Here is a 13,008-nt window from a genome sequence, read left to right on the forward strand (position 1 = left end):
TTATTAAAATTTGTGTAATCCTTTCGATTTTTAATGAAAACGATTAAAATATGATAATTTGACTTTTCACGAAAAATCTACGTTACCCGTTACTAAAATCATGCCAAATGCTTATGTGTATTGACTTTAGCAAAAATGGAAAATTATTTTTTACATTTATTAAATTCTAAATTTTGATGTAAACTGTTAATGCTTTTTACTATATTCTTATTGATTCTATAAGTAAAGTTCAAAAAAATTATTTTTAATAAAATTAAACGTCTGTGTTTCTGATATTTTAAAATCATTTTAAAAACTTATTTTATGAATTTTTATTAATAAATTTGCAACATGTTAATAGAAGTTTTCAAGTCTAAAATTCATAGGGTAAGGGTTACGGCCTCTGACCTTAATTATATTGGGAGCATAACGATCGACGAAGATCTTATTGAAGCGGCTGGTTTGGTTGTTGGAGAAAGAGTGTATATCGTGAATGTAAATAACGGAGAGCGATTTGACACTTACGTTATCAAAGGAAAAAGAAAATCGGGTGAGGTTTGCCTGAATGGTCCTGCTGCAAGAAAAGTCCAAAAGGATGATATCATCATTATTATTGCTTATGCACAGATGACCCCTGAAGAAGCTGGAAATTTCCAGCCGAAAATCGTTTTTCCGGACGAAAAAACAAATCTTCTTACCTGATTCATGGAAAAAAAAACACCTCATCCATTAAAATCTGTAATTACCATTATAGTTTCGCTTGCTTTTGCAGGCTTTTTTTTGTGGCTGGCTCTGAAAGGGCTGGATTTTGAAGTTATCCGGAAATCCCTTGCCAAAGCCAATTACCTGTGCGTAGCTTTTGCTGCTGTTTTTGGGCTTTTAGCTTATTGGTTCAGGGCAATCCGATGGAATATTTTGCTGGAACCGATGGGGTATAAAATCTCAGATTCCAATGCACTTTGGTCTATTTCCTTTGGATATTTAATGAATCTTACCATTCCCAGAAGTGGGGAAGTAGCCAGAGCTACTGCTTTGTATGGAGTGGAGAAAGTTCCTGTTGACAAATCTTTTGGAACTATTATTCTGGAAAGAGTAGTGGACCTCATTTGTATGTTGGGATTTTTAGCTTTAACATTGTTTTTTAAATACGATGCTATATTATCGTTCTATGAACGTTCCGGAGTACAGATCAATCCTAATAAAATATTGATAGCCGTTATAGTTGTGATTATAGGTACTGTTTTATTTTTTGCTTTTAAAAAAAAGCTGGCAAATGTTCCTCTACTTGGGAAAGTTATTGGCTTTATTGATGGGATCTTCCAGGGATTGGCTACTATATTTAAACTGAAACAAAAGTTTAAGTTTATTGTGTATACTGCTGCTATCTGGATCTGCTATTATCTTGCGGCTTATCTGGTGTGTTTCTCCCTTCCTGAAACATCTGATTTTACTATTGCCGACGGTTTTTTTATTATTGTTGTAGGGACATTGGGGATGATCATTCCTGCAAGTGGCGGAATCGGAGCCTTTAACCTGGCGATGAAATATGGTTTTATGGCACTGTTTATCTCAATGGGTAAAAGTGCTGAATTTGGTGGAGAAATGGGACTTACATATTCATTTATATCACTACCATTACAGATTGCAATAATGCTGACAATGGGACTTATTTCTATTCCAATGCTGACCAAAGCCAGAAATAAAGCGGTGACAGAAAATAAGATTACAATATAAATACTCCTGGTTTTAAAAATATAAAAGGCTGGTTTCAGAGAAACCAGCCTTTTATATTAATCCTTCAACGTTAATTCCATCTGGATATTGCAACGTTTATAGGGGGTCTCCCTTCCGAAAACCTGTTGGAATCCTAATTTATAGTAGAGGCTGATAGCGGGTTTCAATTTAGTGTTGCTTTCCAGGAATATTTTGGACGCTCCCAATTCTTTGGCTTTTTCGGCAATTGCCTTTCCTAATAGCCAGCCGATATTTTTTCCCTGTGCTTTTGGAGAAACCGCCATTTTTGCCATTTCATAATCATAATCGGGATCGTCCATTTTAATCAGGGCGCAAACTCCTACAGGCTCATTATTGTAAAGCGCAACAAGGATTTTACCGCCTTTATCCAGAATATATTCATTGGGATGATCCAATGCTTTATGATCCGCTTCTTCCATTTCAAAATAGGTGGAGATCCATTCTTCATTCAACATTTTGAAAGCTTCCTGATATTGCGGTTCGAATTCCACAATTTTTACATCCCGGCTTTCACGTTCCTTTTTCTGTTCCTGTACTCTTTTAAACAAAGACTTTTGTTCCAGCAGGTGTTCCCATTCTCTGATGGCTTCCCAAAGATTATGAGACGCTTCATTCAACATCAGCTCAACGGCGGCATCAATATCCGCACATTGAATTTTTATTGTCTGGGAAAGAGCCTTTCCTTTTTCTGATAGACCGACAACGTTTCTACGTTTGTCTTTAGATTCAATCGTATCATTGATCAAACCTGCTTTTGTCATTTCCTTTACAATCTTGGTAACCGAAGGTTGGGAATGCCCTATTTCCTCTGCAATTTCCGTAATGGTCTTTTCGCCTTCTTCGGAGAGCAAAAAATAGACAGGAAACCATTTCGGAACAAAACCTTCCACCTTATACATTTCATAAATCTTGGCAGCGTCTTCGGTCATTTTAGCAGTTAATATCCGCATTCTGCTTCCTAATGCCATTTTTCCGGTTTTTTCAAAAACATTCATAGGTATAAAATTAATTATATAACTGGTTATTCAAATATATTAATAATTTTAATTCCAGCAATAACTTTTACACAAAAAAAGCTTCCGATTTTCGGAAGCTTTTTTAAGGATTACCCAAATGCTCTTTTCAGAAGGCTTTCCACTTTAGGTTCGCTCCCTCTGAAGTTTTTATAGAGCTCCATAGGATCTTTTGTTCCTCCCGAGGAAAGAAGCACTTTGTATTTAGCCGCAATTTCAGGATTGAAAATTCCGTTTTCCTTGAAATACTGGAAAGCATCTGCATCCAGAACTTCCGCCCATTTGTAGGAATAATACCCTGCAGAATATCCTCCCTGGAAAATGTGTGAAAAACTTGGGCTCATTGCTGTTTCAGGGTTTCCCGGATAAAGCTGGGTAGCCTTGGTATATTTGTCTTCAAAGTCTTTCACGCTTTCTTTCTCCAGCTCTCCAACTCTGGAGTGATAGTTCATATCCAGTAATCCGAAACCTATTTGCCTCAAAGTTTGGTAACCTTCCATGAAATTTTTAGACTGTTCGATCTTTTCAATTTTTTCATCAGGAAGAACTTCGCCTGTCTTGTAATGTTTGGCAAATGTTTTCAAAAATTCAGGTTCATAACAGAAATTTTCAAGGAACTGTGACGGCAATTCTACAAAATCCCACTTTACAGATGTTCCTGAAAGAGTAGGATACTGTGTATTCGCCAGCATTCCGTGCAGGGCATGACCGAACTCGTGGAATAAAGTGGTCACTTCCTGGAATGTCAATAAACTTGGAGTATCTTTTGTCGGTTTGCTGAAATTGCAAACGATGGAAATATGAGGACGTGAGTTTTCACCATCTTTTTTATACTGGTTCTTATAACTTGTCATCCAGGCTCCCGCTCTTTTCCCTTTTCTTGGGAAATAGTCCACGTATAGCAAAGACTTGTATTCGCCATTTTCCTTTACTTCATAAGTTTTTACATCTTCATGATATTTAGGAATATCATTTCTTTCTTCAAAAGTAAGTCCGAAAAGCTTATCAGCCAATCCAAACACAGCATCCTGAACCTGATTCAGAGGGAAATACGGCTTCAGCTCCTCATCATTGAAGTCATATTTCTGTTTACGGAGTTTTTCGGCATAAAAAGCGTGATCGTAGCTTTGCATTTCATCAATTCCGTCTGCTTTTGCCAGAGCTTTCAGTTCATTAATTTCATGATCTGCATAAGGTTTGGCTTTCGTTAAAAGTTCATTTAAAAAATCCAGTACTTTGGCCGGAGATTTGGCCATTCTTTCTTCTAAAACATAATCTGCATAGCTTGTATATCCCAATAATTCTGCTTTTTGTTGTTTTAAAGCAAGCAGCTCTTTAATTAAATGTTGATTATCAAACTCACCTCCATCAAAAGATTTTTTACCATTAGCTAACGCAATTTCCTTTCTCAGCTCACGGTTTTCCGCATAGGTCATAAATGGAATATAGCTTGGGTATTGTAAAGTGATAACCCAACCTTCCAGATTTCTTTCTTTAGCCTCTTCGGCATATTGTTCGATGATCGGCTCAGGAATTCCATTCAGGTCTTCTTTATGGGTGATATGTTTGAAGTAAGCATTCGTAGAAGCCAATACGTTTTGTCCGAACTGTAAAGATTTTAAAGAAAGATCCATATTGATCTTCTTTAGTTTTTCCTTGTCTTCTTCATTCAGCAAGGCACCGCTTCTTACAAAACCTTTATAGGTTTCATCCAACAGCATTTGTTGTTCTTCATTAAGGCTATATTTTTCTTTCTCGTCGTATACTTTTTTAATCTTATTGAATAAAGCTTCGTTCTGAGAGATTTTTGAAGAATATTCCGTTAAAATAGGAGAAACTTCCTGAGCAATCTGCTGAAGCTCATCACTGGTTTCTGCAGAATTTAAGTTGAAAAAAATATTAGATACCACATCAAGTCGTTCGCCTGCATAAGCTAATGCTTCTATAACATTCTCTAAATTAGGCTCTTCCGGATTGTTAACAATAGCCTCTATTTCCTCTTCGGATCGTTGAATAAGTTCTTTGAAGGCCGGAAGATAATCTTCATTTTTAATATGAGTAAAAGGTGCTGAGTGATATGGAGTATTAAATTTTTCGGTTAAAATGCTCATTTTTTTAATTTTATTTCATGTAAATTTAACAATTCTACTGAGTTCACGGCTGAAACGACTCAAAAATAATGCCTGAATGAAAGTTGTGACAAAAAGTTTATTATGCAATAATCTTGTCCTATGCAAAGAGGAGATGCAGAAGGAATAATTAATTTTGATCCAACAAAAAGATTATAGTTAAACCTTAATATATTAAACTATGAAAACACTTTTAAAAATTATCGGGATCATTATCCTTTTAATTGTTGCTTATGCAATAATTGCAATGTTGGCTTTCAGTAAAGATTATCACTTTGAAAAATCGATAGTCATTAATGCTCCGAAAGAGAAAGTATGGCAGCATGCAGGCTCTTTAAAAGGATTTAATACCTGGAATCCATTTGCAAAAGCAGATAAAAATGTAGTCATTACCTATTCCGGAACCAGTGGGCAGGTGGGGGAATCTTATCACTGGAAAGGAAATGATCAGGTAGGAGAAGGGGAACAAACAGTTATTGAATCTGTTCCTAATGAAAAACTGACAAGCAAACTTCATTTTATCAAACCTTGGGAAGGAGAGGCCAAAGGAAGCTTTATCTTAACACCGGAAGGAAACGGAACAAAAGTAACCTGGGCTATGGATAACGAGCTTACGCCTATGATGAAACTGATGAAGCCTATGATGGATAATCAGATGGGCAAAATGTTCAGTCAAGGATTGGAAGATCTGAAGAAATTATCTGAACAGTAAAATATAAGCCTTGTCATTGTACAAGGCTTTTTTTATAGAAAGATATTAACATCTTTATAATTGTACATAAAACTATTTTAGGGATTCAATGATTAAAAAATAAAATTATTATCTTTATATAAAGAATAGATTTATGGAGAAGATTGTATTTGAAAAAAATGACATCAGGAACTATGTAAAGAAGGTGATAGCCGAGAAGATCGAGAAGCTGAAGAAGTTTATAGAATTTACTTTAGAAGCCAGTCGTGATATTAAAAAGACTCCAAAATATGATAGTATGAGAGAGGAAATGCAGGAGGAAATTTATCAGATGCAGAAACAGTTAGGTGCTTTAAATGATCTTCAGAGAAATATGTCAAAGGTTTTGAATAACACCACCGGAAGAATACAGCTTGGTTCTTTGGTAATTACTAATAAAGCCCGTTTTTATATATCAGTATCATTGGGAGAGTTCTTTTTTGAAGGTGATCGTTTTTATGCAATATCTCCTGAAAGCCCTATGGCTAAAAAGATGATGGGCATGAAACCCGGAGATTCTTTTACATTGAATAACATTCATCAAAAGATTGTGGAAGTGTTATAGAATTGGGAAAAAGAGATTAGAGATTTTTTGATAGATCAGTAAGCGGTAATTTTGCAACTATCAACTATCAACTATCAACTATCAACTATCAACTATCAACTCAACTTTTTCGTAATTTTGTCTCTATGAATAAGGCAGAAGTTTTAAAACAGATCATAGAGCAAAGAAGAAGCATTTTTCCTAAAGATTATTCTGAAAACGAAATACAGCAGGAAGTCATTGACGAAATTTTACATTCCGCATCATTGGCACCGAATCACAAGCGTACCAAACCATGGCGTTTCAAAATCTTCAAAGGTGAAGAAAAGGCAGCATTAGCCTCAGAAATGCAGGCCATCTACAAGGCCACTCAACCCGAACAGCTTTTTTTAGAGAAAAAATATCAGGATATCGGCTTTAAAATCAATAAAGCGGATGTAGTCGTTTCCATTGTTGTTAATTTCAGCGGAATGGTTCCTGAATGGGAAGAAATTGCTGCCGTATCAATGGCGGTCCAGAATATGTACCTCACATGTACTGCCCATGGAATTGGCTGTTACTGGAGTTCCCCGAAAATTGTGGATCATCTTAAAGATTCTTTGCAGATAGAAGAAAACCAGAAATGTTTAGGGCTTTTTTATATGGGGAAACTGGATGATTTTGAGGTATAAGAATTGTCAATAAAAAAATTAAAACAAATTATTACATTATCATACCAATGCATTAAAAAAAATAGTATCTTTGCACTCTTAAATATTTAACCGGGACGAGTTCCCCTAAAATTCAAACATTATGTCAGTAAAAATCAGATTACAAAGACACGGTAAAAAAGGAAAACCTTTTTTCCACATCGTGGTTGCAGATTCTAGAGCTAGAAGAGATGGTAGATTCATCGAAAAATTAGGAACTTACAACCCAATTACTAACCCGGCAACTATCGAGTTGAACGTTGATTCTGCTGTACAGTGGTTAAACAACGGTGCTCAGCCAACTGATACTGCTAGAGCTATCCTTTCTTACAAAGGTGCACTTTACAAAAAACACTTACAAGGTGGTGTTGCTAAAGGTGCTTTTGATGAAGCTGAGGCTGAAAAAAGATTCAATGCTTGGTTAGATGCTAAAGAAGCAAAAGTTCAAGGTAAAGTTGACGGTTTAGCTAAAGCTGATGCTGATGCTAAAAAAGCTGCTCTTGAAGCTGAAGCTAAAGTAAACGAAGCTAGAATTGCTGCTGCTGCACAAGCTGAAGCTGATGCTAAAGCTGCTGAAGAGGCTGCAAACGCACCTGCTGAAGAAGTTGCTGAAACTGAAGCTACAGAAGGAGAAGCTCCTGCTGCTGAAACTGAAGAAAACACTGAAGCTTAAGAATCAACCTGTATGCGTAAAGAGGATTGCTACTTTTTAGGTAAAATCACACGCAGACACGGTCTTTCGGGGAACGTTATCCTGAAATTGGATACAGACCAACCCGAGCTTTACAATAAACTGGAATCAATATTCGTTGAAATCAACGGATTATTGGTTCCTTTTTTTATTGAAAAATTATCATGGAGCAAATCTGATGCTCTTAATATATCTTTTAAGAATTCTTCTGAGGCAATGGTAGACCAGGCTTTAGGAAAAAGCGTTTATTTACCGCTTGCTACATTGCCCAAACTTTCCGGAAAGCAATTTTATTATCACGAAGTAATAGGTTTTAATGTTCTTGACGAGCAAAATACTATTTGCGGTGAGATTGAATCTGTAAATGATCAGACTGCGCAACATTACTTTCTTTTAAGATTAAACGGAAAAGAAATTGTAGTTCCTATTATTAAAGACTGGATACTGGAGGTAAACAGAGAAGAGAAATTCATCAAAATGCAGCTTCCCGAAGGCTTAATGGATGTATTTTTAGTTCCTTCTAAAAAAGACGAGTAACCCACTGTTACTTATGGCTTATCAATTGCGGGCAGCAAATATTCCTGAACGATCTTATCAGCTTGTGAATGGGCATAAGGCTTATTATACGCTTTAGCTGTTATTACTATCACTACCGGGATTTCCGTACACATGATCACTTTATTTCCTCCGTTCCCGCTGGACTGGTATGTTTCGAATATCCGGTTTGATGTCCTGTAAACCTTTCTCCAGAATAAGTACCCATATCCGTCGAAATTATCATGATCCGGAAAATAATTATGAAAAGACTTTTTGATCCAGTCTTTGTCTAAAATGGTATTTCCGTTCCAAAGCCCTTTATTCTGATAAAGCTGTCCGAATTTTGCAAAATCAAGAGAGCGCATACGTAATCCCCCGGCCAGAGAAGGTTTTTTTTGGGGAGTATAGGACCATTTGTAACGTTCGATTCCCAAAGGTTGAAATAACTTTTTATGTGCATACTTTTCGAGCCCTTCAGGAACGGATTGCTCCAGAATGTCACCTGTAAGTACAACTCCAGCTGTGAAATAACTCCAGTTCTTATGAAGTGCCACAGGAAGATCCAGGGCAAAATGTATCCAATTGTCAGTTGGGTACATGTTTTCTTCGTTCCCAGGGGAATCGGGAAAGTCATCATTACCTTCAAAACCTGAACTCATGGTGAGTAAGCTTTTTATAGTCACATGATCTTTTTCGGAGGAGTAATTTTTGAAACGTTTTAAATTATAGAACTCATTTAAATGTTGATATTCACTCCTAAGATAGCCATCTCTTATGGCAATTCCCGTTAATGCAGAAGCAAAGGATTTCCCTACGGAACGGGTATCCTGTAAAGAATCTCTTCCGGAACCATTAAAATATTCTTCTATGAGCAGTTTTCCGTTTTTAATAACAATAATACTTGTGATATCCTTAAATCTGTTTTCTGCAATTTTTCTATTTAAAAGTCTGATTTTATCCGTATCGAACTTATCTTTGGAAATTTCCCATCCGCTACCGGGTTTGATTTTTTGAATAGAAATTAATTGTTCGGGAATTTCTTTTTGCTGAACCACTAAATTGATTTCTCCTTTTGCAATAACCTTTCCTGTTTGTAAGGTAGGGGCTTCTAAATAAGGCCTGATCTCAATCGTTAAAATATGATTTCCAGGTCCCAGTACATCAATTCCTTCATTGGCCAGATAAAATCTCGTCCACAGATATCTTCCCCAGGAATCTTCACTCGTTGAGCTGATGAAAGGAATCCTGAATGTGGTTTTGCTTGTTTTCGCATCTGCTTTTCCGGCTCCCGGATTCAGGTTTTCCCGGTATATCAGTTTCCCGTCAACATAAAAGGTGAACTGATAATTTCCCTTTTGAAGCAATTCATCAACGCTTAAAGACGGATCAAGACGATGTAAATAGTTTACCAGTGAATTATCCATGAAAACACGGACATCAAAATCTTTATCATCCTGAAATGTTATACGGTTCATAAAATCAGTTTCCTTTAAGTTTTCCATCGGAATAACTTTATCTAGGAAAACTATTCTATTTAAATTGCTTTTCTGAACGGTACTTTCAATCCTTTCGGGCTGAATGATATTTTGATCCTGACCTGATAAACTTAATGCAAGTCCTAGGAGGAAAAAAAGAATAGATTTCATGTCAATATGTATGTAAAACAAAAATAAAAGAGAATCTTATGAAAAAATAGAATGAAATTAACATTCTATTTTTTCATAAGTTGTCTATACTTCATAGGTGTAATCCCGATATTTTCTTTAAAACAGCGGATAAAATGGCTCTGATCTGCAAACCCACATTCAAGAGCAACCTCAGTTAAAGAATCATAGGTGTTGAGTAATAAAAGGGATCGATCCACTTTCATCTTTCGGATGTACTCTCCCAGATTACAGTTAAAATACCTTGCAAAGTTTCTGCTCAAATGAACAGGATGGATATTCAGGGTTTCCGACAACGCAGTAAGATTCAGTTTATCGGTATAATTTTCATGTAAAATTTCATCAAGCTGATTTACCCAAGCCGGTCTCTTTTCATTAAGTTCCTTTTGTCGGGAAAGTTGACCAAAAAGGTTGATTAAAAGCTGATTAACCGAGACTTCAATCGCATCGTCTCCGGCTTTCGTTTCTTTGAAAATTTGGTACATGAGCAGCTTTAATGAAGGGTCTTTAATGCAGAAACTTCCTTCAGTGTAGCCTGTTGGGATATGAAATTCCTCAAACCAGTCCCGTGAGATTTCAATATGAAAACCTCTTGTAAAGACATCCGGCTTACTGTTGTAATGAGGATCTTCCCATTGATGATAAAGCATACTGCCTGCAGTGCAATGATATGTTTCCTTCCTGTTTCCCTCTGTCATGAATCCGTGAAGTAAAAAAGTGAAATAAGCATTTTCGTGGTAATGCCAGTCAACATACGGATGAATATATTCCGTATCTGTAACGGTTAGCCCTCCAAAATGCAGAGTATCATTTGTTTGTCCGAAAAATTCACCACTCCTAAGTGTCTTCATTCTTGCAGCTTTTGGGTTAAACGATCAATCTGCACATACATCTTATTGAAAAATATTTTTCTGTCGCGGTTACCTGACATGTTCAAGGATTTTGAGTTTTTGATCTGATGTTCAAAATAATTTTGTGTTTCTCTGCAGGTTTTGGCGTCATTGATCAATGTATATCCAAACATATTTGTTGGCATGGCAAAAAGCGATTGTTCCGGATGATGAAAAAAGATGTCATTGGAAAGATGCATCAGTTCATTTTCATACAAATGAAACTTTGGATTATTCTCTGTTTTTTGTTCAATATACTCTATCAATTCTTTGACTTCTTTCAGAATAATTTCAGCTTCGTTTTTTTTCAAAAGCCCGGTTTCGTAATAAAATAAAACCTGCTGTAAAATACTGGAAATTGTCATATCATTCCATAATTCTATAACATTTTGTGTTTCATATCTCTTCTTTAGTTCCCGGGTATCTGTTTCGAAATTCGGAGGTGAAAATTGTAAAAAAGGAATAAAAACCTGCTTTGAATTCAACAGATTCATCCAGACATAGATTTTAAAACGGGAAAGCAATGTATCCGAAACAGTATAAAAAAAAGGAATATCCTTCGCCGAATAGTAAATTGTCATCTCCTGAGAAAGGGGAAGATTATCAAAAATGCTGAGGTTATTCCGGAAAAAAGACTGCAGATCTGCCGTATCAGTCACTGCTGAAGTTTTTTTAACTAAGATTTGATGGTCCGAAGTAAGAAATTGATCTAAGGAGATCTGATAGTATTTTGCCAGTTCCAATGCTTCCTCAAAACTGAACTTTGCCTTTAGAGAAGTTCTTCTATGAGCTGCGTCATAGCTTATATTAAGAATATTAGCAATTTCATCATTCAAAGATTTATCCCCGATTTTTCTCCGGATTTCTTTAAGCAAAAGTTCCTGATACATGGTTTTTGTGATTTTCACAAATGTACTTATTTATTTTAATTTTTTTTCACATTCATTTTCACGTTTTCTGCGGATAATTTTGAAATGGAATTTTAAAATAATAAGCTATGAAAACAAAATTTTTATTCATCATCGGTCTTTTATTCAACTACTTAGTGTATGGGCAAGACAGTTTGAAAATGTCCTGGCCAAAAACCCAGTTCATTGCTTTTACCCCTTTAAAAAATGAAATTGAAAAAGTAAATGGGCTGACGGTAGGGTTAGGTTTTGGTCCAAAATATACTCCTAATACCCAACCCAATTTTCAAAAGGTAAATGGACTTAATCTGGATATAAATCCCTTGGGATTTTTAATCTGGATGTTTTATGATCCTTCAAAAATTGCCTATAAAGAAGCCTATTTACAGGTTAATGGAATTAATATTTCCGCTGCAGGATATTTCAGAGGGATTAATCATAACGGAGCCAGCCTTTCCATGTACAATTATGGAAATACAATGAATGGTATTTTGGTTTCTGCCATTACAATGGATATAGAAAAAGGAAACGGAGTTTTAATTTCCGGATTAGGGATTTCGGCAAAAGAATTGAAAGGATTGAGCATTTCTGTATTCAATGATGCCAACACCTTAAAAGGGATGCAAATCGGCTTTCATAATAAAGCAACAACGGGAAAGGGATTACAGATTGGGATTGTGAATAAATCAGACAAACTTAAAGGGCTACAGATCGGATTTTGGAACGAAAATGAAAAGAGAAAACTGCCTTTGGTTAATTGGAATTTTAAAACTAAAAAGTAATGAAAACACTTCCATACCTACTTATAGGAATTAGATTTTTAATGGCTCTTATTATTCTGTTACTAGGCTATTTTAAAGGAGATGAGTCAAGAACTTTACTATTGATCCTTATGTATTTCGGCTTGCTGACTGATATTTTTGATGGGATTATTGCCCGTAAATACGGTGTTTCTTCAGAAAAACTGAGAAGACTGGACAGTCAGACCGATTTGATATTCTGGCTTTCATTAGGATTTGCTTCGTATTGTATCAATCCGGAACTCATCAAAAAAGAATGGGCAGGAATTCTTTTGATAGTAGTGATGGAATCGTTATGCTATATCGTCAGTTGGTGGAAATTTGGTAAAGAAACCTGTACACATGCTTTCTTATCAAAAATGTGGGGAGTAAGCCTGCTGATTGCATTGACTTATTTGATAGGATTTCAGCAAGCAGGCTGGGCATTTAATCTGGCCGTAGGATTGGGATTCATCTCACATCTTGACGTTATTCTGATTGTCTTATTGCTGCCGAAATGGCAATACGATGTTCCCAGTTCCTATCATGCCTGGAAAATTCGGAAAGGCAAAGAGCGAAAGAAAACGATTTTCTTTAATTAATTCATATTTAATACATAGTTTTTAAATGAACAATTGATAAATGATTTTTAATTAAGACAGCGTAATTTCATCATTGCGCTGTTTTTTTGTAACTTTGC

At 35.8% G+C, this 13,008-nt stretch carries 14 protein-coding genes; 9 read left to right on the top strand and 5 right to left on the bottom strand.

Annotated features, from left to right (window positions below; genetic code table 11):
- Window positions 1-330 precede the first annotated feature (330 nt).
- Together panD and BCF58_RS02470 are read left to right on the top strand one after the other, a co-directional pair.
- A complete protein-coding gene (gene panD / locus BCF58_RS02465) occupies window positions 331-681 on the top strand; it encodes an aspartate 1-decarboxylase (RefSeq protein ID WP_121460205.1) in 351 nt (116 codons plus the stop codon).
- Between the two features lie 3 nt (window positions 682-684).
- Window positions 685-1,713: a lysylphosphatidylglycerol synthase transmembrane domain-containing protein gene (locus tag BCF58_RS02470; protein ID WP_121460206.1), complete on the top strand. Its 1,029-nt coding sequence runs from the start codon at window positions 685-687 to the stop codon at window positions 1,711-1,713.
- A 56-nt stretch (window positions 1,714-1,769) separates the two neighbouring features.
- Here the strand turns inward: BCF58_RS02470 and BCF58_RS02475 are convergent, their stop codons facing one another.
- Together BCF58_RS02475 and BCF58_RS02480 are read right to left on the bottom strand one after the other, a co-directional pair.
- Window positions 1,770-2,729: a bifunctional helix-turn-helix transcriptional regulator/GNAT family N-acetyltransferase gene (locus BCF58_RS02475; RefSeq protein WP_121460207.1), complete on the bottom strand. Its 960-nt coding sequence runs from the start codon at window positions 2,727-2,729 to the stop codon at window positions 1,770-1,772.
- Window positions 2,730-2,839: 110 nt separating this feature from the next.
- Window positions 2,840-4,858 carry a M3 family metallopeptidase gene (locus tag BCF58_RS02480; RefSeq protein WP_121460208.1) on the bottom strand — a complete coding sequence of 673 codons (2,019 nt, stop codon included), beginning with the start codon at window positions 4,856-4,858 and terminating at the stop codon, window positions 2,840-2,842.
- Window positions 4,859-5,057: 199 nt separating this feature from the next.
- Between BCF58_RS02480 and BCF58_RS02485 the strand changes: the two genes are divergently transcribed.
- The 5 genes from BCF58_RS02485 (at window position 5,058) to rimM (ending at window position 8,067) form a co-directional block, all read left to right on the top strand.
- Window positions 5,058-5,588, top strand: coding sequence for an SRPBCC family protein (locus BCF58_RS02485; RefSeq protein ID WP_121460209.1), 531 nt, complete (start codon window positions 5,058-5,060; stop codon window positions 5,586-5,588).
- Between the two features lie 133 nt (window positions 5,589-5,721).
- Complete coding sequence (locus BCF58_RS02490; RefSeq protein ID WP_121460210.1) at window positions 5,722-6,171, top strand: hypothetical protein; 450 nt, start codon at window positions 5,722-5,724, stop codon at window positions 6,169-6,171.
- A gap of 125 nt (window positions 6,172-6,296) precedes the next feature.
- Complete coding sequence (locus BCF58_RS02495) at window positions 6,297-6,821, top strand: nitroreductase family protein (RefSeq protein WP_121460211.1); 525 nt, start codon at window positions 6,297-6,299, stop codon at window positions 6,819-6,821.
- 121 nt (window positions 6,822-6,942) lie between these two features.
- Entirely contained in the window at window positions 6,943-7,512 is a 570-nt protein-coding gene (locus BCF58_RS02500; RefSeq protein WP_121460212.1) for a 30S ribosomal protein S16, read from the top strand.
- Between the two features lie 12 nt (window positions 7,513-7,524).
- Entirely contained in the window at window positions 7,525-8,067 is a 543-nt protein-coding gene (rimM, locus tag BCF58_RS02505) for a ribosome maturation factor RimM (RefSeq protein ID WP_121460213.1), read from the top strand.
- Between the two features lie 11 nt (window positions 8,068-8,078).
- On the opposite strand, the gene BCF58_RS02510 is transcribed toward rimM, so the two are convergent.
- The 3 genes from BCF58_RS02510 to BCF58_RS02520 form a co-directional block, all read right to left on the bottom strand.
- Entirely contained in the window at window positions 8,079-9,713 is a 1,635-nt protein-coding gene (locus tag BCF58_RS02510) for a serine hydrolase domain-containing protein (RefSeq protein WP_121460214.1), read from the bottom strand.
- Window positions 9,714-9,778: 65 nt separating this feature from the next.
- A complete protein-coding gene (locus BCF58_RS02515) occupies window positions 9,779-10,582 on the bottom strand; it encodes a helix-turn-helix domain-containing protein (RefSeq protein WP_121460215.1) in 804 nt (267 codons plus the stop codon).
- Window positions 10,579-11,529 carry a helix-turn-helix domain-containing protein gene (locus BCF58_RS02520; RefSeq protein ID WP_228434711.1) on the bottom strand — a complete coding sequence of 317 codons (951 nt, stop codon included), beginning with the start codon at window positions 11,527-11,529 and terminating at the stop codon, window positions 10,579-10,581. The genes BCF58_RS02515 and BCF58_RS02520 overlap by 4 nt, the downstream gene beginning before the upstream one ends.
- 89 nt (window positions 11,530-11,618) lie before the next feature.
- Here BCF58_RS02520 and BCF58_RS02525 point away from each other — a divergent pair, with 89 nt between their 5' ends.
- The gene (locus tag BCF58_RS02525; RefSeq protein WP_121460217.1) at window positions 11,619-12,311 is read left to right on the top strand and encodes an LA_2272 family surface repeat-containing protein; all 693 of its coding nucleotides are present in this window, start codon (window positions 11,619-11,621) and stop codon (window positions 12,309-12,311) included.
- Window positions 12,311-12,910 (top strand): CDP-alcohol phosphatidyltransferase family protein, encoded by a 600-nt coding sequence (locus tag BCF58_RS02530; protein ID WP_121460218.1) that lies wholly within the window; start codon window positions 12,311-12,313, stop codon window positions 12,908-12,910. Before BCF58_RS02525 ends, BCF58_RS02530 begins: the two co-directional genes overlap by 1 nt.
- Window positions 12,911-13,008: the final 98 nt, after the last annotated feature.

This window comes from Chryseobacterium defluvii, from assembly GCF_003634775.1.
Taxonomy (GTDB): Bacteria; Bacteroidota; Bacteroidia; order Flavobacteriales; family Weeksellaceae; genus Chryseobacterium; species Chryseobacterium defluvii.

Bases quoted from the DNA above. Each gene is read 5' to 3' on its own strand.
- BCF58_RS02480 (WP_121460208.1), bottom strand. From the start codon at position 4,858: ATGAGCATTTTAACCGAAAAATTTAATACTCCATATCACTCAGCACCT.
- BCF58_RS02500 (WP_121460212.1), top strand. From the start codon at position 6,943: ATGTCAGTAAAAATCAGATTACAAAGACACGGTAAAAAAGGAAAACCT.
- BCF58_RS02485 (WP_121460209.1), top strand. From the start codon at position 5,058: ATGAAAACACTTTTAAAAATTATCGGGATCATTATCCTTTTAATTGTT.
- BCF58_RS02525 (WP_121460217.1), top strand. From the start codon at position 11,619: ATGAAAACAAAATTTTTATTCATCATCGGTCTTTTATTCAACTACTTA.
- BCF58_RS02510 (WP_121460214.1), bottom strand. From the start codon at position 9,713: ATGAAATCTATTCTTTTTTTCCTCCTAGGACTTGCATTAAGTTTATCA.
- BCF58_RS02530 (WP_121460218.1), top strand. From the start codon at position 12,311: ATGAAAACACTTCCATACCTACTTATAGGAATTAGATTTTTAATGGCT.
- BCF58_RS02490 (WP_121460210.1), top strand. From the start codon at position 5,722: ATGGAGAAGATTGTATTTGAAAAAAATGACATCAGGAACTATGTAAAG.
- panD (WP_121460205.1), top strand. From the start codon at position 331: ATGTTAATAGAAGTTTTCAAGTCTAAAATTCATAGGGTAAGGGTTACG.
- BCF58_RS02470 (WP_121460206.1), top strand. From the start codon at position 685: ATGGAAAAAAAAACACCTCATCCATTAAAATCTGTAATTACCATTATA.
- BCF58_RS02475 (WP_121460207.1), bottom strand. From the start codon at position 2,729: ATGAATGTTTTTGAAAAAACCGGAAAAATGGCATTAGGAAGCAGAATG.
- BCF58_RS02495 (WP_121460211.1), top strand. From the start codon at position 6,297: ATGAATAAGGCAGAAGTTTTAAAACAGATCATAGAGCAAAGAAGAAGC.
- rimM (WP_121460213.1), top strand. From the start codon at position 7,525: ATGCGTAAAGAGGATTGCTACTTTTTAGGTAAAATCACACGCAGACAC.
- BCF58_RS02515 (WP_121460215.1), bottom strand. From the start codon at position 10,582: ATGAAGACACTTAGGAGTGGTGAATTTTTCGGACAAACAAATGATACT.